Genomic DNA, 20,178 nt, shown 5'->3' with positions numbered 1-20,178 from the left:
CGTCGGAAGGAACGACTGGCAGCGGGATTTGTTTCATTCCCCTGCACGGGGCTGCGGGGTCAGGCCCCCGTCACCCGCCAGATCACGTCGCCCACATCGTCCGCCATCAGCAGCGATCTGCCGTCGGGGCCAATCGCCACGCCGACCGGCCGGCCATAGGCGATCTTCTCGTCCTCGGACAGAAAGCCGGTCAGGATGTCGCGCGGCGGGCCGCTGGGCGCGCCATTGGCGAAGGGCACGAAGATCAGCCTGTAGCCGCTGAGCTTGGACCGGTTCCAGGACCCGTGCTGCCCGATCACCATGCCGTCGCCAAAGCCCGGCAGCGTTCCTGCAGGCATCCAGCACAGGCCCAGGGACGCGGTATGCCCGCCCAGGGCATAATCGGGCGTGATCGCGCGCGCGACCAGGGACGGGTCCTGCGAGACCCGGTCGTCCACTGTGCCGCCCCAATAGGAATAGGGCCAGCCGTAGAAGCCGCCCTCCCGGACCGAGGTCAGGTAGTCCGGCGGCGTCTCGTCGCCCAGGCCATCGCGTTCGTTGACCACCGTCCACAGCGTGCCGGTTGACGGCTCCCATGCCATGCCCACGGCATTGCGCAGACCCGACGCGAAGATGCGTGCTTTCTCGCTGGCCACGTCCAGTTCCCAGATCGCTGCGCGGCCTTCCTCGGCTTCCATGCCCATGTCGCCGATATTGGACAGCGATCCCACGCCCGCATAGACCTTGCTCCCGTCCGGCGAGACGATCAGGCTGCGCGTCCAGTGCCCGTGCGGCTTGAAGCTGACCAGCTTCCGGCCCGCCCCCGACAGCGAGGTCGCGCCGGGCGTGTAGTCAAAGACCACGATGCCGTCGGTATTGCCCAGGTAGAAGCGGTTTCCGATCAGCGCCATGCCGAAGGGCTGGTTCTGGTCCTGCACGAACACCTCGCGCACTTCGGCCACCCCGTCGCCATTGGCGTCGCGCAGCAGGGACACGCGGTTGGCGCTGTCCCCGATGGCCTTGGCCCGGCGCATGGTAGCCTGCGCGGCATGGTCCATCAGCGTCCTGGGCGGGCCCGCCTGTTCCTTGGATTCCGCCACAAGCACGTCGCCGTTCGGCAGAACCTCGATCCAGCGGGGATGGTCGAGGCCGGTGGCAAAGGCGTTGACCGAAAGGCCCGGCGCGCAGGTGGGGACGTGCCCGTCCTTCCAGCCCCGCGCCACGGGCATCTTCAGGGTCATGATCCCCTGCGCCTTGGCCTCGGGGATCTGCGGGCTTGGCCCCATGGCCTGATGTCCCGGTGCCCCGATCCGGCGAAACAGCGCGACCGCGCCGCCCACCACCGCAGTCGCCCTTGCGATGAATTCCATGTCTTTCTCCAAGCTGTCGAGGGGGATGATACGGGCAGGAACGGCGCCATGACAGGGGTTTTCCGTACGGTGGCACGGTGATGCGGCGCGTTCCCACAAGGGCCGTTTCCAGCCGGCGGGCGCCCAGGCGGCGCGACACCTTGACCCCGCTGGCGCGGCAGCGATGAATGCTGCGCATGATCGAACATGACGCGACACATCAAATTGCCGCCCTGCGTGCAGGCGACATCACCCCTCGCGAGCTGATGGCGGAAACGCTGGACCGGATCGAGCGGGTGAACCCCGCCGTCAACGCCGTCGTGGCGCTGCGCGACCGCGACACGCTTCTGGCCGAAGCCGAGACCGCGCCGCCCGGCCCGCTGCAGGGCCTGCCGATGGCGATCAAGGATCTGGCGGACACGGCGGGGATCGCGACCACCTATGGATCCCCTGCATTTCGCGACCATGTGCCGGCGGTGGACAGCCCGATGGTCGCGCGGCTGCGCAGGGCAGGGGCGGTCGTCATCGGCAAGACCAACACGCCCGAATTCGGACTGGGATCGCACAGCTACAACCCCGTTTATGGCGTGACGCGCAACCCCTATGACCTCGCGCGCTCGGCGGGCGGATCCAGCGGCGGCGCGGGCGCGGCGCTTGCGGCCCGGATGGTGGCGCTTGCCGATGGGTCGGACATGATGGGATCGCTGCGAAACCCGGCGGGCTGGAACAACGTGCTAGGCTTCCGTCCCAGCTATGGCCTTGTGGCGGGGGGTGGGCCGGGCGATCTGTTCCTTGCGCAATTGTCCACCGACGGTCCCATGGCGCGGTCGGTCCGCGACCTGGAACTGCTGCTGGCCATCCAGTCCGAACACGACCCGCGCCATCCCCATTCCAGCGGGCCTTACCGCCCGCAGCCGCCGGCCCGCAAGCTGCGGATCGGCTGGCTGGGCGATTGGGGCGGCGCCTATGCGATGGAGCCGGGCGTCCTTGACCTGTGTGAATCCGCGCTGCGCGTCTTCGTGCATCTGGGCCACGAGGTGACGCCCCTCGCACCGCCGTTCCCCGCCGAGGCGCTGTGGCAAGCCTGGACCACGCTGCGAAGCTGGACCATCGCCGGCAACCTTGAACCCCTGCTGCGCAGCGCGCCCGACAAGGTCAAGCCCGAGCTGCGGTGGGAGATCGAACGCGGCCTGTCCCTGTCAGCCGCCGAGATCCGCCGCGCCAGCACTATCCGATCCGACTGGTTCCGCCGCACGGCCGAGATGGAGGTTGATGTGCTGGCCCTGCCATCCGCGCAGCTTTTCGCCTTCGATGCCGACTGGCACTGGCCCAAGGACATCGCCGGGACGGCCATGGACAGCTATCACCGATGGATGGAGGTGGTGGTGCCTGCGTCCCTGACCGGGCTGCCGGCGTTGTCGGTCCCGGCGGGCTTCGGTCCTTCGCCCATGGGCCTGCAACTGATCGGGCATCGCGGCCGGGATGCCGTAATCCTGAACCTGGGCCGGGAATACGAGGCCGCGACCGACTGTATCGCGCGCGCGCCTGCGATCTGAAGCCTTCACGTCGTGCCGCCCTTCCTCCATGGGAAGTCGCTGTATTCAGGACCGATCCCTACGATCTAGCAGGGTCCGAAGGATACCGTAACCCGCCGCGCAGGCGATGACTGCGGCGCCCGCGCGCAGCCGGGCCGGGCGATAGGCCGAGACCGTGGGCCGCGCATCGTCGCCAAACCGGCCCGAGGCGCCGTGATCCCGATCCTCGTCCATCGGCGCGAACAGGTTGTCCGGGCGCGGGCTTGCCGCTTCCTCGGTCTGCTGGCCGGAATATCCCTGGCTGGACAGGATGCGGTCCACCAGGGCAGGGGCCGCGGCATCGCCCAGGATCGCCTTGACCGCCGAACCGGCCAGCCAGACCTCTCTGGGCGCATCAAGCGCCGCGCGATAGACCGCGCGTGCGATCGCCTCGGGGCTGTGGATCGGCGGCACGGGCTGGGCCTTGTGCGGCATCTTGTTGCGCGCCCAGTCGAACTGGGGCGTATTGACGGCGGGCAGGTGAATCTCGGTCAGGCGGATCGGGCTGTTCTCGTGCAGAAGCTCGGTCCGCAGGGAATCCATGAAACCGCGCGTGGCGAACTTGGCCGCGCAATAGGGCGCCTGCAGCGGGATGCCGCGATAGGCCAGGGCGGACCCGATGCTGACGATGGTGCCCTGCCCCTGGGGGCGCATGTGACGCAGGGCGGCCTGGGTGCCGAAGACCTGGCCCAGATAGGTCACCTCGGTCACGCGGCGGAATTCGTCGGGCGTGACCTGGGACACGGGGGCCAGGACCGTCGCCATGGCGGCGTTGATCCACAGGTCGATGCGACCCCACCTGTCCACGACCGTCTGGGCCGCATCCTCAAGCGCGGCCGCATCCGCGACATCGGCGGGCAGGACCAGGGCCGCGCCGCCCGCTGCGTCCACATCGGCCCGCGCCCCCTCCAGTCCCGCCCGGCCCCGCGCGATCAGCCCCAGGCGCCAGCCATGGGCCGCGAATTCCTGCGCCACTGCCCTGCCGACCCCGGCCGAGGCGCCCGTGATCACTGCGACGCGCGGCGTCCCGCCGATATCCGCCATGCCCTTCTCCTTTTCCTGCGCTGCGTCTCAACGCGCGGGCGGGGCACGGGTTCGCCCCATCCGCGCGCCCGCGCTCTTGCGTGAACCGATGCAGGTGCCCTGGCGTTCGACCGGCAAGGCCGCGCGCCGATACCGCGCCCATGGCCGCCCTACGGAAAGGAGCCCTGCATGGATATCAGCCGCACCGGCGATGTCTGGTGGAAGAACGCCGTCTTCTACTGCCTCGATGTCGAGACCTTCCAGGACAGCAACGGCGACGGCATCGGCGATTTCGCGGGGCTGACGCGGCGCATCGACCACCTGGCCCGTCTGGGCGTGACCTGCATCTGGCTGATGCCCTTCTATCCCACGGCGAACCAGGACGACGGCTATGACATCACCGATTATTACGGGGTCGATCCTCGGCTGGGGACGCTGGGCGATCTGGCCGTCTTTCTGCGCATGGCCAAGGACCGCGGCATCCGGGTGATCGCGGATCTGGTGGTGAACCACACCTCGGACCGGCATCCGTGGTTCATCTCGGCGGCATCCGACCGCAACTCGCCCTATCGCGACTGGTATGTCTGGCGCGACGACATCCCGCCGGACGGTCCCTCGGATCTTGTCTTTCCCGACAAGGAGCACAGCAACTGGGAATGGCACGAGGAAACCGGCCAGTATTACCTGCACCGCTTCTACCACCACCAGCCTGACCTGAATATCGGCAATCCGAAGGTCCGCGAAGAGATCCACAGGATCGTGGGCTTCTGGCTGCAGCTGGGCTTGGCGGGCTTTCGGGTCGATGCTGTACCCTTCCTTCTGGAAACGCAGGGGCTTGCATCGCCGCCTGAACTGGACATGCATGACTGGTTGCGCGACCTGCGCAGCTTCGTTCAGCGCCGTTGCGGCGATGCAGTCCTTCTGGGCGAGGTGAACCTGCCCTATCAGGACGTCCGGCGCTTCTATGGCGACGAGGACGGGGGAGAGCTGAACATGTCCCTCGACTTCAACATGAACCAGGCCCTGGCCCTTGCCCTGGTGCGCGAGGATGCGGGGCCGCTGGTCCATTCCCTGCGCGCCATGCCCGACCTGCACCCGGACGACGGCTGGGCGCATTTCGCGCGCAACCACGACGAATGGTCCCTGGACAAGCTGACCGAGGCCGAGCGCCAGCAGGTGTTTCGCGCTTTCGGCCCCGACGAGGAGATGCAGCTTTTTGGCCGCGGGTTGCGCCGCCGGATCCCCACGATGCTGAAGGGAAACGAGGACCGCATCCGCCTGGTCTACAGCATCGTCTTCGCACTGCCTGGCGCGCCCGTCCTGTTCTATGGCGAGGAGATCGGCATGGCCGAGAACCTGGACATTCCCGGCAGGCAGAGCGTTCGCAGCCCTATGCAGTGGACAGACGGGCCGAACGGCGGATTCTCCTCCGCGCCCGAGGACCAGGTGTCGCGGCCCGTGGTGTCGGGATCCCGTTGGGGACCGAAGGGCGTCAATGTCGAGGCGCAGGATCATGATCCGGGTTCCCTGCTCAACTGGATGGAAGGCCTGATCCGACGCCGCCGCGAGATGCCCGAGATCGCCTTTGGCGAGTGGAGCTTCATTCCCTTTCCCGATGCCGCGATCTTCGCGCTGCGGTATGACTGGGGGGACCGCACGGCCCTGCTTCTGCACAACCTGGGCAAGCGCGCCTGCACGTCCCGATCCCGTCTGGAAGGGGCCGAGGCCTTGGGCCGCCTGACCCGCATCCAGGGGCAGGGGCGCCTTGACCTGGACGCCGATGGTACCGCAAGCCTCGATTTGCCGGGCTATGGCAGCCTTTGGCTGCGGGCGGATCCGGCGGACAAGGGGAACTGACGGCCGCCGACGTCGAAAGATCCCTGTTGCGCGAGGCAGTTGTCCCCTGTCACATGGCGGTCCGACAGCCATGGGGGCATGATGACATTCGACAGTCTTGTTTCCGCAATGCTGGACGCGGATACCGTCCCGCCGCTTCTGGGCAGCGTCGTCGCGGGCGCCCTGATCGGCGCAGACCGTGAATTCCTGGGCAAGCCAGCGGGCCTGCGCACGCATATCCTTGTCTGCTTCGCTTCGGCACTGATGACGCTCTTGGGGCTGCGCATGGGGGAATGGACGGTGGTCTTTCCCGAAGGCACGCAGATCGTTTCGGACATGGCGCGGATGCCCCATGCCATCCTGACCGGGATCGGCTTTCTGGGGGCGGGGGTGATCTTCCGGTCGGGCCTTTCGGTCCATGGCCTGACGACGGCCGCATCGCTGTGGCTGACGGCGTCCCTGGGCATCATCTTCGGCGCAGGGCTGCTGGAACTTGCCACCATCGCCACGGCGATCGCCCTGGTCGTTCTGGTCTTTCAGCGGGCCTTGCGCCGGATGTCCCCGCCACAGCCGGTCCTTCGGATCCGGGTCGTCGTGGATGCCGGCAGTTCCTATGACAGTGCCCGGCTGACCGCCATTCTTGCCTCGGGCGGGCTGCGGGCAGGGCCGGCATCCATCGACGAGACCCGGGCAAGCGGCCTGCGCTGCTATACGCTGCTGGCTTCTGCCTATCAGAATACCCCGGATGTCGAGCGCCTGGCGCGGGCAATCCGGGATGACCCCGCCGTCCAGGAACTGGCGATCGTGCCTCTGGAAAACGAACTGACCTGACGGGCCGGGATCAGGATTCGCGCGATCCGCCGCCGACCGGAAACATGTCCTCGCCGTAATGGTGCAGCTTCATGTGGTGACGCCTGCACAGCCACCTGACCTCCAGCGGCTGGTCATAGCGGTCGTGATGCGCATCAACCTTTTCACGGCCGCAGACCTCGCAGGCCTGCTTTTCAAGCTTGCCCGTGGCGACGGCCTGCTGGACGGCAAGATGCGCCGAATACTTGGCCGGATTGGCCAGGCGCCAACTGGTCTGGCGGGTCTTGCTTTTCAGCATCGGGGCCTCTCGTTGGTTCCATGTCAGGCGCGGCGGCCTTTGGCCGGGCATGTCTGCGATCCAGCGTCAGCGGTCTTGGGTTGGTGCGCCATAATGGAAGACGAAGGCCGAAGCATCAAGCATTCTGTTCTAAGCCCGTGTCGGCGCCGTCAGGAAGTCCCGAAGAAGCGCGTTGAAGGGTGCCGGGGATTCGACATTGACCAGATGTCGCCCAGGCAGGCTGCGATGCCGGCCATCAGCGACGCTTCGGGCGATCGCCTGAAGATCCGATGGGGGGCAGACCGGGTCATCGTCGCCCGACACGCTCAGGACGGGAACGGTGATCCGCGACAGATCGTCCCGCAGATCCGATTCCGCCAGGGCAGCGCAGCATCCGGCATAACCCTCGGCCGAGGTTGCGGCAAAGGTCGAAAGGATGGCCTCCACCTCTCCAGGCCGGGCCGTGCGGAACGCGGGGGTGAACCAGCGGTCGGCGGTGGCGGGGACAAGCCCGGCAAGGCCGTTGGCGCGCACATCGGTCATGCGGGCAGTCCAGCCATCAGGTGTGCCGATGCGGGCCGCGGTGGCGCAGACCGCAAGGCGGTCCAGCCGCGCGCCGGCGTGTATGCCCAGCCATTGCCCGGTCAGGCCGCCAATGGACAAGCCGCAGAAATGGCTGCGCTCGATGGACAGCGCGTCCCACAGCGCCACCACGTCCCCGCCCAGATCCGCCAGGGCATAGGGCGGCGGCGGCGTCCCCGATCCCCCATGCCCGCGCCGGTCATAGCGCAGGATGCGAAAATGCTGCGCCAGCCCGGCGACCTGGGCATCCCACATGTGCAGGTCGGTGCCCAGCGAATTGCAGAAGGTCAGCCAGGGCCGGTCGTCGCCTGTCCCGTCGATGCGGTAGTGAAGCCGGTGGGTGGGCAGGTCCAGATAGGGCATGGCAGGCTTTCAAATGGCAAAGGACGCGCGGCCAGCAGGGCCGCGCGCCATTGTTCTGTGCGGATCAGGCCGCGGCAAGCTGCGCGTTTTCCCGGACCCGGTGGTTGGCAAGGGCGAAGACCAGCATCGCCACCGCCGAGACCGCCGCGGGAACCGCGAAGATCAGGAAATTCTGGCCCAGCGGCAGTTCGCGCGCCAGCAGCACACCGCCCAGGGTCGGCCCGACAATGGCGCCGATGCGTCCCACCCCCGATGCCCAACCCAGGCCAGCCCCGCGGACCGAAAGGTTGTAGAGCTGGGCCACGCTTGCATAAAGCAGGATCTGCGTGCCGATGGTGGTGGCGCCCGCCACGAAGACCAGGGCGAACAGCAGGCCCGGCGCAGGGTTCATGCCGATCATTGCGATGGACAGGGCGGCTGCGGCAAAGAAGCCCACCACGACCTTGGGCAGACCGAAGCGGTCGCCCATCCGCCCGCCCAGGATCGCCCCCGCCATTCCGCCGAAGTTCAGGCTGAACAGCGACAACAGGCTGGCGCGTTCGGCATAGCCCGCCTCTTGCAGGACCTTGGGCAGCCAGGAGGACAACAGATACACCAGCAGCAGGCAGCAGAAGAAGGACAGCCACAGCATCAGCGTGCGCAGGGCGCGGCCATGGCGGAACAGTTCGGCGATGGAAGCCTTGGCGCCCTTGGCTTCGGTAAACATCAGCTGGTCATCGGCGGCCAGCGGCACGGTCGGGTTGATGCGGGCGAAGATGCGCCTGGCCTCGTCCTGCTTGCCCTGGCGGATCAGGAAGCCCAGCGATTCAGGCAGCTTCCACAGGATCAGCGGCAGCAGCGCCAAGGGCAGCGCGGCGATGAAGAACATCGGCTGCCAGCCAAAGCCGGGAATGATCCCGATGCCCAGGCCCGCCGCGACCATGCCGCCCACCGAATAGCCCGAGAACATCAGCGCGACCATGGTGCCGCGCAGGCGCTTGGGCGCGTATTCGTTCATCAGGGCCACGGCATTCGGCATCAGCCCGCCGCAGCCCAGGCCGGCGATGAAGCGGAAGATCTTGAACTGCTCGGGCGAGGTGGCAAATCCCGTCAGCACCGTGGCCGAGGTGAACAGCACGAAGCTGATGGCGATGCCCTTCTTGCGCCCGATCCGGTCGGCCATCGGCCCCAGGATCAGCGCGCCGAACATCATGCCGAACAGCGCCCAGGCCTGCAACGCACCCGCCTGGGGCTTGGTCAGGCCCCATTCCGCGATCAGCGTTGGCAGCACGGTGCCCGCGACGAACACGTCGTATCCGTCCACCACCAGCAGCGTGCCGCACAGCGCGACCACCATCCACTGAAAACTTCCGAACGGGCCCTTATCTATGGCCTCGCTTACGTCGATATTGCGCATTCCTTGTTTCCTCCCTTGTTGTTGGAATCGCCGTCAGCCCGTGTCGCCTCCCGCGACGGGCAGGACCGAACCGGTGATGTAGGACGCCTCGTCCGAGGCCAGGAACAGGATCGGCGCGGCCTGTTCCTCGATGGTGGCATAGCGGCGCATGAAGGCCGATTGCTTCACTTGGGTAACGACCTGCGCCATCCAGGCCTGTTCCTCCGGGCTGTCGCCGTCGGCGTTGCGGGGGACGCGGCGGGGCGGGGCCTCGGTCCCGCCGGGGGCGGTGGCGACGACGCGGATGTTCTGGCCCGCCATCTCCATCGCCAGCGATTGCGTGATCGCGTTCACCCCGCCCTTGGCCGCCGAATAGGGCACCCGGTGGATGCCGCGGGTTGCATTGGACGACACGTTGACGATGGTGCCGCCGCCCCGCGCCAGCAGATGCGGCAGCACCGCATGGCAGCAATACAGCGTGGGCATCAGGGACCGGCGGATCTCGGCGTCGATCTGGCGCGGTTCGAATTCGGCGAAAGGGCGCATACGGATCGCGCCGCCGACGTTGTTGATCAGGATGTCGATGCCGCCGAAGGTTTCCGCTGCATGGCGCATGGCGGCGTCCGCGCCGTCCCAGGTTTCCAGGTCGGCCACGAAGCCCTTGGTGTCCGCCCCTGCTTCCGCCGCGACATCGGCCACAAAGTCGGCGCGATCCACCAACAGCACCCGGCCGCCCTCGGCCGCCGCGCGCAGGGCCACGGCGCGGCCGATGCCCTGCGCGGCGCCGGTCACGACCAGCACCTTGCCCGCAAAGCGTCCTGCGAAGACAGCCCCGGTCATGCGCTGGCCTTCAGGGGCGCGTTGGGGGTGAACTTCTCGTAATGGAAACTGGCGGGGCGGATGTCGTTCTGGTCCAGGTAATGACGCACCGCGTCCACCATCGGCGGGGGACCGCACAGATAGACGTCCACCTCTCCGGCGGCCAGCATGTCCTCGGGCATGTGCTGGGTCACCCAGCCCTTGCCCGGATGGGGCGAGCCTTCGTCCGCGACCACCGTGGCGAAGGTGAAGTTCGGCAGGCGCCGGGCGAAGGCTGCGATCCGGTCCACCAGCACCAGATCCCCGTCGCGCGTCACGCCATAGATCAGGTGGATCTGCTGGCGCGACCCGGCCCGGGCCAGAACCTCCAGCATCGACAGGAAGGGGGCCAGCCCGGTGCCGCCGGCCAGAAACAGCAGCGGACGGCCCGCGTCGCGCAGATAGAAGCTGCCCATCGGCCCGGTCAGGTCCAGCTTGTCGCCGGGGGTGGCGCGGGCCAGCCAGTTGCTCATCAGACCGCCAGGGAGCTTCTTGATCAGGAATTCCATCCGCCCTTCGGCCGGGGCCGAGCTGAAGGAATAAGACCGGCTGGCGGTGCTGCCCGGCACGCCGATGTTGACATACTGGCCGGGCAGGAAAGCGGGGAGAACCGCGCCCTCCTCGATCTGAAGCTCCAGCACGACGGCGGCGTCCTGATGCGGTTCGATCCGGGCGACGGTGGCCCCGATCTTCTGCTGGCCGGTCTTGCAGGACGCAGCCGTCACCGGCACCGACAGGACGCAATCGGACGACGGCACCATCTGGCAGGTCAGGACCAGGCCTTCAGCGGCCTCGTCCTCGGTCAAGGCGTCGTCGATGTAATCCTCGCCCAGGTCATAGGCGCCGCTTTCGGCGCGGCACTTGCAGGTGCCGCAGACGCCGTCCGAACAGTCCATCGGCAGGTTGATCTTGTTGCGGAAGGCCGCATCAAGGACCTTTTCGCCCTTCTTGCAGTCGATGAAGCGGGTCACCCCGTCCTCGAAGTTCAGCGCGATCGTATAGCACATGGTCGCCTCCTCCTTGCGGTTGTGCGGGGTCGGCGGTCAGACGTGATAGACGTCGATGACCTGCCGAATGTAGTCGTTCTTCAGGACGATCTTCTTGGCGGCGATCACCAGGCCGTCGCCGTCGCGGCGCAGGGTCACGAACATGGTCCCGAAGAACTGGTCCGTGGTCTTGTAGCGGTGGTTCAGCGTGTGGAAGTTGTAGCGCACGTCCACCTCGGCCCCCCGGTCCGCGACCACTTCGACATTGCTGACCGTGTGGCTGGTGCGGGGTTCGGGCGTGGATGCGCCGGACCGTTCGGTCTTGATGCGGAACACCCGATCTTCCAGCCCCTCGCGGTTGGGATAATACATCAGCGAGATCTGGGAATGCGGATCCTCGGTCGTCTGGTCGTTGTCGTCCCAGGCCGGCATCCAGTACGAGGCGTCGGGCGCATAGCAGGTCAGCCATTCGTCCCACTGACGGTCGTCCAGCAGGCGCGCCTCGCGATAGAGGAAGGCGCAGATGGCGTCATAGCCGATGCTGGTTGCGGTGATGCTGTGATCCAGGCTCATGCTGCTTCTCCTGCTTTTTCGGTGGCAAGGGCGTCGCGCATCGTCTTGGCCCAGTATTCGTGCTGGCAGACGAACAGGCCCTCGTCCTCGCTGCGTTCGCCGGACAGAAGGGGGTTCAGACCCATGCGGCGGGCGTTTTCGTCGGGACCGTGGACCCACAGCGGCGCACCGCGCGACATGTCGTTCCACAGGGGCGCGGCATAGGCGGTCTGGCAGGCGCGGAATTCTTCCAAGTCGTCCGAGGTGCCCATCCCGGACACGTTGAAGAAATCCTCGTACTGGCGGATGCGGGTGGCGCGGTCCACCGCGCTTTCGCCCTTGGGCGCGAAGCAGAAGATGGTGACTTCGGTCTTGTCCACCGACAGCGGGCGGACCACGCGGATCTGGGTGCTGAACTGGTCCATCAGGAACACGTTCGGATAGATGCCCAGGTTGCGCGTCTGGTTGACGATGAAGCCGGCCTTCTCTTCGCCCAGGCGGGCGATCAGGTCGTCGCGGCGGTTCCAGACGGGCCGGACCTCGGGGTTCTTGGTGTTGGTCCACAGCAGGATATGGCCGTTGTCAAAGCCATATACGCCTGCGACGGACTTGGACCAGCTGTTGGCATCCACCGCCTTGGTGCCGGTCTCGCTGCGGCGTTCCATGGTGGTGGCATAGTTCCAGTGGACGGAGCTGACGTGATAACCGTCGCAGCCGTTCTCCATCTGCAGCTTCCAGTTGCCGTCATAGATGTAGGAGGAGTTGCCGCGCAGGACCTCCAGTCCCTCGGGGGCCTGATCGACGATCTGGTCGATGATGATGGTGGTTTGGCCCAGGAACTCCTTCAGCGGCGCGACATCGGGGTTCAGGCTGCCGAACAGGAAGCCGCGATAGCTTTCGAACCGCGCCACGCGGGTCAGGTCGTGCGAGCCGTCCTGGTTGAACTGGTCGGGATATTGCGTGGTCTTGGCGTCCTTTACCTTCAGCAACTTGCCGGTGTTGGAAAAGGTCCAGCCGTGGAAGGGACAGGTGAAGCTGCTCTTGTTGCCCTGCTTGCGGCGGCACAGCATCGCGCCCTTGTGGGCACAGGCGTTGATGACGGCGTTCAGCGTCCCGGTCTTGTCGCGGGTGATCACCACCGGCTGGCGGCCGATCCAGGTGGTGTAGTAGTCGTTGATTTCCGGGATCTGGCTTTCATGCGCCAGATAGACCCAGTTGCCTTCGAAGATGTGCTTCATTTCCAGCGCGAACAGGTCTTCGTTGGTGAAGATGTCGCGGCGGCAGCGGAACAGCCCCGCCTCCTTGTCGTCCTGCACGGCGACTGCCAGAAGCTGGTCCAGGTCGCGGGCCTTTTCGATGATCGCGGACATGAGTTCTCCTCCCCAGGGACGCGTGGCGCGGCCCTGCCGATGTCGGTGATGAAAAGATGGGGTGGGGTTGGCGGCCCTCCCTCCGGGCCGCCCGGTGCCGCGTCAGGCGGCGGCGCGGCGGCGCTGTTCGTTGATCTGGTTGTCCACGCCGTCGATCAGCGCGGTCAGGTGGATGTCGAAGCTGATCTCGGCGAAGGGACCGTTGAGGCCGTTCGCGTGGATGCTGTCTTCGTCCGTCCGCTCGATCACGTGCGGGACCAGCCCTTCGCGGGTGGCATAGGCGAAGTCGTCGTCGATAAGCGGGTCGCCCTCGATGTTGATCTGGGTGGTCAGCTTGCGGTGATCGTCCGCGCTGACGAAGAAGTGGATATGCGCCGGACGCTGGCCGTGGCGGCCAAGGGCGGTCAGGACCCTCTCGGTCGGGCTGCCGGGGGGCACGCCATAGCCCGAGGGCAGGATGCTCTGGAATTTATACCGGCCATTCTCGTCCGTGATGATCGTGCGGCGCATGTTGAAGGGCGCCTGCTTGCCGGTGGGATCGAAGTGGGAATAGAAGCCGCGCGTGTCGCAGTGCCAGACCTCGACCTTGGCGCCGGCCAGCGGCTGGCCGTCGGACCCATGGACCGTGCCGTGCATGATCAGGGTGTGGCCGTCGGCGTCGGTGCCATCGTCCAGACGCGCGAAGCCTACCGATTCCGGTGCGCCTGCGACGTAAAGCGGGCCTTCGATGGTCCGCGGGGTCGGGTTCTCGATGCCCAGGTCGGCGTCGATGGCGTCCAGACGCTCGTCCAGGAAATGGTCGATCCCCAATCCCGGCGAGATCAGGCCCGCCTGACCGGCGGCGCCCAGGTCGTTCAGCCAGGCCACGCCGGTCCAGTATTCGTCGGGGGTAATGTCCAGATCGTCGATGGCGCGGAACAGGTCCGACATCAGCCGGTGGACGATCTGCTTCATGCGCGAATTGCCATCGTTGGTGTTCATGCCGCTGAGTTCCTTCAGGAACTCTTGCACGTCGGGACGGTCGAATATCTTGACGGTCATTCTTCTCTCCTCCTGGATTCGCTGGGAAACTGGGCGGGACGGCCCTCTCTCCGTCCCGTTTGGGGATGGCTTCAGGTGTCGTCGTCCCTGATCGCGGACGGGTGGCGCAGCAGCGGCGTCACGGCGATGTCCATGAACGGGAACAGGGGCAGGCCCGACAGGATGTCGTGCAGTTCGGCGTTGTCCTGGACATCGAAGATGCTGACATTCGCGTACTGCCCGGCCACCCGCCAGATGTGGCGCCATTTGCCCCGGCGCTGCAGGTCCTGGGAATAGGCCTTCTCGCGCGCCAGGATGTCGGCGCGTTCCTGGGCGGGCAGGTCGCGGGGGATGGTCACGTCCATGGTCACATGAAACAGCATGGTCAGGCCTTTCCGGGCAGGCTGATGGTCTTGCGGATGCCGTTGCGGGCGAAGAAGGCCACGCGATCCTCGTCCAGCGTCAAGCCGAGGCCAGGACCGCTGGGCACGGTCAGTTCGAAATCGCTGTAATCCAGCGGCTGGGCCAGGATTTCCTCGGTCAGCAGCAAGGGGCCGAACAGTTCAGTGCCCCATTGAAGGTTGGCAAAGCAGGCGAAGGCATGGGCGGAAATGGCCGTGCCTACCGCGCCTTCCAGCATGGTACCGCCGTAAAGCCCGATCCCGGCCGCATCCGCGATGGCCGCGACGCGCAGCGCGTTGAAGGCGCCGCCGCTTTGTTCCAGTTTCACGGCGAAGACGTCGGCACCCTGGTTGCGCGCGATCTCGAAGGCGCTTTCGGGGCCGGTCAGGGATTCGTCGGCCATCAGCGCGACGGGGAAGCGACGAACCAGCCGGGAAAGCGCGGCGGTCGATGCGACCGGCTGTTCGACCAGTTCGCAGCCCGCATCGGCAAGCGCGGCCATCCCGAAGGCCGCGTCACCCTCGGACCAGGCCATGTTGACATCGACGCGCACAGCGCCCCGGTCGCCAAGCGCCGCCTTGATGGCGCCTACATGGGCAATGTCATCACGGATGTCGCGGGCGCCGATCTTCAGCTTGAAGACCCGGTGGCGGCGCAGATCCAGCATCCGTTCCGCTTCCGCGATGTCGCGGGCCGTATCGCCCGAGGCCAGCGTCCAGGCCACCGGCAGCCGGTCGCGGCGGCGCCCGCCCAGAAGCTCGCTGACCGGCAGGCCCAGACGCTTGCCATGCGCATCCAGCAGCGCGGTCTCGATAGCGGACTTGGCGAAACGGTTGTCCTTTACCATCTTGCCGACCCGCGCCATCAGCGCCTGCACCCGCGTCGCGTCCTGGCCCGTCATCACCGGCGCGAACCAGGTGTCGATGTTCACCTTCATGCTTTCGGGGCTTTCGCCGCCATAGGCCAGTCCGCCGATGGTGGTGCATTCGCCGATGCCGGTGACGCCATCGCTGCAGTGGATGCGCACCAGGGTCAGCACCTGGCCGTTCATGGTCGCGACCGACAGCTTGTGCGGGCGGATCGTCGGAAGATCGACAATCACCGTCTCGACCCCCGTGACGACCGGGGCGGCGAGGGATGCGGAAAGGGGGGCGTATGGCTGGTTCATGGGCCAAATGTGCATGGTCCCGCTGCCCTGCGTCCAACACCATTTGGGTTTGAAACCATACCTGAAAGGTATAGTTGATGCTAAACTGTTGAGGATCAGGCCCTTTGTCCGCCCCAAGATACCCGGAACGGTCTGAATTTTGTTGCCTCAGAACCGGAGAAAAGCTGTGGATCTGCGCCAATTGCGTTACTTCGCCGCCGTCGCGCGGGAACGGAACTTCACCCGCGCGGCCCAGATTCTGAACATCGCGCAGCCCCCTCTCAGCCGCCAGATCCAGCTGCTGGAGGAGGAGCTGGGGGTGGCGCTGATCATCCGCAGCAGCCGGCCGATCAGGCTGACCGATGCGGGGCGGCTGTTCTATGAACAGGCGCTGCAGGTGCTGGGGCGAGTGGACCAGATGAAGGACGCCACGCGACGGGTGGGGGCGAACCGCAACCGGCTTCTGTCCATCGGCTTCGTGGCCTCGACCCTGTATGGCGGGTTGCCGCTGCTGGTCCGAAAGCTGCGCCAGAACGCGCCTGAACTGGATATCCAGTTGCTGGAGATGCTGTCGATCCAGCAGATCCCCGCGCTGAAGGAAGGGCGGATCGACATCGGCTTCGGGCGCTTGCTGCACAACGACCCCAATGTCACCAGCACCGTCCTGCGGGAAGAACGCCTGGTGACGGCACTGCCCCGTGACACTGCGCTTGCCCGGGAAACGGGGCCGCTGACGCTGGCGGATCTGACGGGGCAGAAGCTGATCGTCTATCCCAAGGAACCGCGCCCCAGCTATGCCGACCAGGTGCTGGCGCTGTTGCAGGACCGGCTGGTGCAGCCTGCAGAGGTGCTGGAGGTGCGCGAAATCCAGACCGCGCTTGGCCTTGTCGCGGCCGAATCGGGGATCTGCATCATTCCTTCGTCGGCCCGGCAGATGCGCTCGGATGTGGAATACCGACTGATCGGCGACCCCGAGGCGTTGTCCCCCGTCATCCTGAACCACCGGGCTGGCGACAATTCGCGCTATCTGGGACTGGTCAGGAAGCTGATCGGGGACATGTATGCCGAAAATCCCGCCTGGCTCGAGGCGAACAACCTTCCGCGCCGCCCCTAGGATCCCGGACCTTTGCAGGACTTGCTTATGGAACCCGACCCGCTAACCTTCAGCGGGTCTTCACAGTGAACATTGGGGGTTTCCATGCCGGATGGCAGCATCGCGCCGTCGCGCCGCAGCGTCGTCGTCACCGAGTTTACCAACAGTGTCCTCGACCCCGCAGCAGCCATGCTTGGCCCGGTCGAGAATGGCGGCACCATCATCGCCAATACCGCCCCCGGCTGCTGGGGTCCGATGATCACGCCCCGCCTGCGCGGCGGCCACGAGGTCACGACGCCCGTCCTGATCAACGGAGCCGAGGTGGGCGACGGGGTGGCGATCCGTATCCGCGACATCACCGTGACCTCGACCGCCACAGCCTCGGGGCATGACAGTTCGCCCGAGGGGTTCTGCCTGGGCGATCCCTATGTCGCCGCGCGCTGCCCGGTCTGCGACACCGTCTGGCCCGAAACCCATGTCGAGGGGATCGGACAGGATGCGGTGAAATGCGACCGCTGCGGCAACCCGGTCACGCCCTTTCGCATCGTCCACGGCTATACCGTCACCTTCGACGAGACCCGCAGCGTCGGCCTGACCCTGCCCGCGGGGGCCGCCGAAACCATCGCGCGGGATGCGGATCATTATGCGGCCCTGCCCGACGGCAGCCGGCAGCACTCGATCCTGACCTATGCGCCCTCGGACATGCCGGGGACGCTGGTGCGGATGCGGCCCTTCCTGGGACAGCTTGGGACCTGCCCTTCGACCGCAATGCCCGACAGCCACAACGCGGGCGATTTCGGCGCCTTCCTGGTCGGTGCGCCCCATGACTATGCCATCAGCGCCGAGGATCTGGCACGGCACAAGACCGACGGCCACATGGATATCGACGCGGTGCGCGCGGGCGCGATCATCGTCTGCCCGGTCAAGGTGCCGGGCGCGGGCGTCTATATGGGCGACATGCACGCGGGCCAAGGCGACGGAGAGATCGCCGGGCACACGATGGACGTGGCGGGCAGCGTGACGCTGCAGGTCGAGGTGGTGAAGGACTATCCCATCGACGGTCCGGTCCTGTTCCCGCTAGCCGAGGACCTGCCGCCCCTGGCCCGCCCCTTCACCGCCGCCGAGGTCGCCAAGGGCCAGCGTCTTGCCGCGAAATGGGGCGTGGGCGAGATCGAGCCGCTGGCCCCGATCAGCGTGATCGGAACCGCCCCGAACCTGAACGCCGCCATCGAGAACGGCCTGGAACGCGCCGCGACCCTGCTGGGCATGACCGTCCCCGAGGTGCGCAACCGCGCCACCATCAACGGCGCGATCGAGATCGGGCGCGCGCCGGGCGTAATCCAGGTGACCTTCCTGGCGCCGTTGGCGAAGCTGGATGCCGTGGGGCTGGGGCAGTACGCACGGGAACAATACGGGCTGTGACGACGGAAACCTAGCCCCGGGTGCCGATCTCGTGGCCGGGGCGGCAGGCGATGCGGACGGTGGTGATAAGGTGGTCGTCGTTCCAGGTGCTGCGGTGCAAGACCAGCAGCGCCTGGCCGGGCCGGGTTTGCAGCATCCGGGCGTCCCGCGCGTCGGCATTCGCGGCCGAGAAGGTCACGTCGGCGCGCAGATAGGGGGCGTTGCGCACCAGCCATTCGTTGGCGTTCACATGGCGGAAATCGACGGCATCCATCCCCTGGACCGCCTGGGGGTTGATCCAGCGGTCCTCGTATTGGAAGGGGATGCCGTCGCCGTAATGGACCGCGCGCAGATGGATCATCGGCATCCCGGCAGGCGCGGCCAGGCGCAGGGCCAGGGCGTCGGGCAGGGGGCTGCGGCGATGTGCGATGATGCGGTGGCTATAGGCCATGCCCGCGCTTTCGATCTGTTCGCGCACGATGGGGATCGACAGCGTGGCCTTGCGGACCGGATCGACCGCGACGCGGGTGCCGGCGCGGCGGCGGCGGTCCAGCAGCCCCTCGTCCGCCAGCAGTTGCAGCGCCTTGTTCACCGTGGCCCGCGCCGCGCCGAATTCGACGGCCAGATCGGCCTCGTCCGGGATGCGGTCGCCCTGGCGCCATTCGCGGTCGAGGATCCGGCGGCGGACCTCGGACACGATCAGCTGCGCCTTGGGCATGGTCTGGGCCGTCGGCCTGTCGGCTGGCTTGATGTTCACATCCGCTCCTGCAGGCTGGTGATGCAGGCCACATAATCGGCGACGATCCGGTCGCGGTCCAGATGGCGGCCATCGCGCACGACATGGCGTCCGGCGGCCCAGACGTCGCGCACCAGCCCGTCGCCCCCGGCAAAGACCAGGCTATCGAGCATCTGGTCGTCCCGCCGCCCCGCCAGCACCGGCGTGCCCAGGTCCAGGGCGCACAGGTCGGCCCACAGCCCCTCGCGGATCGCACCGCTGTCGCGGCCCGCGGCAGCCGCTCCGCCCTCTAGTCCCGCGTCGTAGAGCACCCGCCCCGTGGAACGCGGCGGTTCGGCCAGGATCGCGCGGGCGGTGTCGCGCAGACGCTGGCTGTATTCCAGGCCGCGCAACTCCTCGACCAGGGAAATGCGGATGTTGCTGTCGGATCCGAAGCCAAGCCGGCCGCCCGCGTTGCGCCAAAGGGCGCCGTTGAAGATGCCGTCGCCCAGGCTGGCCTCGGTGATGGGGCAAAGGCCCGCGACAGCGCCGGTGGCGGCCAGGCGGCGGGTTTCGTCGTCGGTCATGTGGGTCAGGTGGATCAGGGTCCAGCGGCTGTCGGGGGCGCAGTGTTCCAGCACCCATTCGACCGGGCGCCGCCCGCGCGCGGCCAGGACCTCCTCGACCTCGGGGATCTGTTCGGCCAGGTGCATGTGCAGCGGGCGGCCGGGCCGCAGGGCGGCGCAAAGGCGCAGCGCATCCGGGCTGACGGCGCGCAGCGAATGGGGGGCGATCCCGATCCCCGCGTCCGGGGGCAGGTGGCGCAGCGCGCCTTCGGCCGCGTCCAGAAGCCGCACGAACAGGTCGGGATCGGTGCCGAAGCGAACCTGCCCCGGACCCAGCGGACGGCCGTCGCAGCCGCCGAACTGGTAATGGACCGGCAGCAGCGTCAGTCCGATCCCGGTGCGCGCGGCGGCGGCGGCGATGCGTTCGGCCATCTCGGCCAGATTCGCGTAAGGCGTGCCGCCCGGCTGGTGGTGCAGGTAATGGAACTCGACATTGGTGGCAAAGCCCGCTTCCAGCATCTCCATCTGCACAAGGGCGGCGATGGCTTCGACATCCTCGGGGGTCAGGTGGTCCAGGAAGCGGAACATGATCTGCCGCCAGGTCCAGAAGGTGTCGCGCGGGTGGGGGCCGCGCGCCTCGGACAGGCCGGCCATGGCCCGCTGGAAGGCGTGGGAATGCAGGTTCGCCATCGCCGGCAGCAGTAACCCGACCCGCCGGCCTTCGGGTTCGGCGCCCGCGCGCACCTGCCCGATCCGGCCGTCGGGGCCGATCTCAACCCTGACCTTTTCCGCCCAACCTTCGGGCAGCAAAGCCCGTTCCGCCCACAGCACCGTCATCCAGCTCCCCGCCTGCATCGATTTCGTTTGACGCAAAAATAAGTTTAGACATAGATAGAATAT

General features: G+C 67.0%; 19 protein-coding genes. 5 read left to right on the top strand and 14 right to left on the bottom strand.

Annotated features, from left to right (window positions below; genetic code table 11):
- Positions 1–59 precede the first annotated feature (59 nt).
- Entirely contained in the window at positions 60–1,349 is a 1,290-nt protein-coding gene (locus RAH32_RS15745; protein ID WP_306609087.1) for a PQQ-dependent sugar dehydrogenase, read from the bottom strand.
- Positions 1,350–1,516: 167 nt separating this feature from the next.
- Here RAH32_RS15745 and RAH32_RS15740 point away from each other — a divergent pair, with 167 nt between their 5' ends.
- The gene (locus RAH32_RS15740; protein ID WP_373429726.1) at positions 1,517–2,884 is read left to right on the top strand and encodes an amidase; all 1,368 of its coding nucleotides are present in this window, start codon (positions 1,517–1,519) and stop codon (positions 2,882–2,884) included.
- A 45-nt stretch (positions 2,885–2,929) separates the two neighbouring features.
- Here RAH32_RS15740 and RAH32_RS15735 read toward each other — a convergent pair whose 3' ends face one another.
- Positions 2,930–3,946: an SDR family oxidoreductase gene (locus RAH32_RS15735; RefSeq protein WP_306609083.1), complete on the bottom strand. Its 1,017-nt coding sequence runs from the start codon at positions 3,944–3,946 to the stop codon at positions 2,930–2,932.
- A gap of 168 nt (positions 3,947–4,114) precedes the next feature.
- Between RAH32_RS15735 and RAH32_RS15730 the strand changes: the two genes are divergently transcribed.
- The gene (locus RAH32_RS15730) at positions 4,115–5,782 is read left to right on the top strand and encodes an alpha-amylase family protein (RefSeq protein WP_306609081.1); all 1,668 of its coding nucleotides are present in this window, start codon (positions 4,115–4,117) and stop codon (positions 5,780–5,782) included.
- 78 nt (positions 5,783–5,860) lie between these two features.
- On the top strand, positions 5,861–6,592 hold the full coding sequence (locus RAH32_RS15725) for an MgtC/SapB family protein (RefSeq protein WP_306609080.1): 732 nt from the start codon (positions 5,861–5,863) through the stop codon (positions 6,590–6,592).
- Positions 6,593–6,602: 10 nt separating this feature from the next.
- On the opposite strand, the gene RAH32_RS15720 is transcribed toward RAH32_RS15725, so the two are convergent.
- The 10 genes from RAH32_RS15720 to RAH32_RS15675 form a co-directional block, all read right to left on the bottom strand.
- Positions 6,603–6,869, bottom strand: a complete 267-nt coding sequence (locus RAH32_RS15720; RefSeq protein ID WP_306609078.1) for a hypothetical protein — start codon at positions 6,867–6,869, stop codon at positions 6,603–6,605.
- A 129-nt stretch (positions 6,870–6,998) separates the two neighbouring features.
- Positions 6,999–7,793, bottom strand: coding sequence for a 3-oxoadipate enol-lactonase (pcaD, locus tag RAH32_RS15715; RefSeq protein WP_306609076.1), 795 nt, complete (start codon positions 7,791–7,793; stop codon positions 6,999–7,001).
- A gap of 64 nt (positions 7,794–7,857) precedes the next feature.
- Positions 7,858–9,189 carry an MFS transporter gene (locus RAH32_RS15710; protein WP_306609075.1) on the bottom strand — a complete coding sequence of 444 codons (1,332 nt, stop codon included), beginning with the start codon at positions 9,187–9,189 and terminating at the stop codon, positions 7,858–7,860.
- Positions 9,190–9,222: 33 nt separating this feature from the next.
- Positions 9,223–10,008: a benzoate diol dehydrogenase BenD gene (benD, locus tag RAH32_RS15705; RefSeq protein WP_306609073.1), complete on the bottom strand. Its 786-nt coding sequence runs from the start codon at positions 10,006–10,008 to the stop codon at positions 9,223–9,225.
- Entirely contained in the window at positions 10,005–11,033 is a 1,029-nt protein-coding gene (benC, locus tag RAH32_RS15700; RefSeq protein ID WP_306609071.1) for a benzoate 1,2-dioxygenase electron transfer component BenC, read from the bottom strand. The genes benD and benC overlap by 4 nt, the downstream gene beginning before the upstream one ends.
- A 36-nt stretch (positions 11,034–11,069) precedes the next feature.
- Complete coding sequence (benB, locus tag RAH32_RS15695; protein ID WP_306609069.1) at positions 11,070–11,585, bottom strand: benzoate 1,2-dioxygenase small subunit; 516 nt, start codon at positions 11,583–11,585, stop codon at positions 11,070–11,072.
- The gene (locus tag RAH32_RS15690) at positions 11,582–12,934 is read right to left on the bottom strand and encodes an SRPBCC family protein (RefSeq protein ID WP_306609068.1); all 1,353 of its coding nucleotides are present in this window, start codon (positions 12,932–12,934) and stop codon (positions 11,582–11,584) included. The genes benB and RAH32_RS15690 overlap by 4 nt, the downstream gene beginning before the upstream one ends.
- Positions 12,935–13,036: 102 nt before the next feature.
- Positions 13,037–13,975 carry a catechol 1,2-dioxygenase gene (catA, locus tag RAH32_RS15685; protein WP_306609067.1) on the bottom strand — a complete coding sequence of 313 codons (939 nt, stop codon included), beginning with the start codon at positions 13,973–13,975 and terminating at the stop codon, positions 13,037–13,039.
- 71 nt (positions 13,976–14,046) lie between these two features.
- Positions 14,047–14,337, bottom strand: coding sequence for a muconolactone Delta-isomerase (gene catC / locus RAH32_RS15680; RefSeq protein WP_306609065.1), 291 nt, complete (start codon positions 14,335–14,337; stop codon positions 14,047–14,049).
- Positions 14,338–14,339: 2 nt separating this feature from the next.
- Positions 14,340–15,539 carry a muconate/chloromuconate family cycloisomerase gene (locus RAH32_RS15675; protein WP_306609063.1) on the bottom strand — a complete coding sequence of 400 codons (1,200 nt, stop codon included), beginning with the start codon at positions 15,537–15,539 and terminating at the stop codon, positions 14,340–14,342.
- A gap of 151 nt (positions 15,540–15,690) precedes the next feature.
- Here RAH32_RS15675 and RAH32_RS15670 point away from each other — a divergent pair, with 151 nt between their 5' ends.
- Together RAH32_RS15670 and RAH32_RS15665 are read left to right on the top strand one after the other, a co-directional pair.
- Positions 15,691–16,617, top strand: coding sequence for a LysR family transcriptional regulator (locus tag RAH32_RS15670; RefSeq protein ID WP_306609061.1), 927 nt, complete (start codon positions 15,691–15,693; stop codon positions 16,615–16,617).
- 84 nt (positions 16,618–16,701) lie between these two features.
- Positions 16,702–18,018: an acetamidase/formamidase family protein gene (locus tag RAH32_RS15665; protein WP_306609059.1), complete on the top strand. Its 1,317-nt coding sequence runs from the start codon at positions 16,702–16,704 to the stop codon at positions 18,016–18,018.
- 10 nt (positions 18,019–18,028) lie between these two features.
- Here the strand turns inward: RAH32_RS15665 and hutC are convergent, their stop codons facing one another.
- Both hutC and RAH32_RS15655 read right to left on the bottom strand, forming a co-directional pair.
- A complete protein-coding gene (gene hutC, locus RAH32_RS15660) occupies positions 18,029–18,754 on the bottom strand; it encodes a histidine utilization transcriptional repressor HutC (protein ID WP_306609057.1) in 726 nt (241 codons plus the stop codon).
- Complete coding sequence (locus tag RAH32_RS15655; protein ID WP_306609055.1) at positions 18,751–20,115, bottom strand: formimidoylglutamate deiminase; 1,365 nt, start codon at positions 20,113–20,115, stop codon at positions 18,751–18,753. The genes hutC and RAH32_RS15655 overlap by 4 nt, the downstream gene beginning before the upstream one ends.
- Positions 20,116–20,178 lie beyond the last annotated feature (63 nt).

The sequence above is a fragment of the Paracoccus yibinensis genome (assembly GCF_030846195.1).
Classification (GTDB): Bacteria; Pseudomonadota; Alphaproteobacteria; order Rhodobacterales; family Rhodobacteraceae; genus Paracoccus; species Paracoccus yibinensis.
Note: the sequence above shows the minus strand (reverse complement) of the source record. Positions and strands in the feature narration are given on the sequence as shown.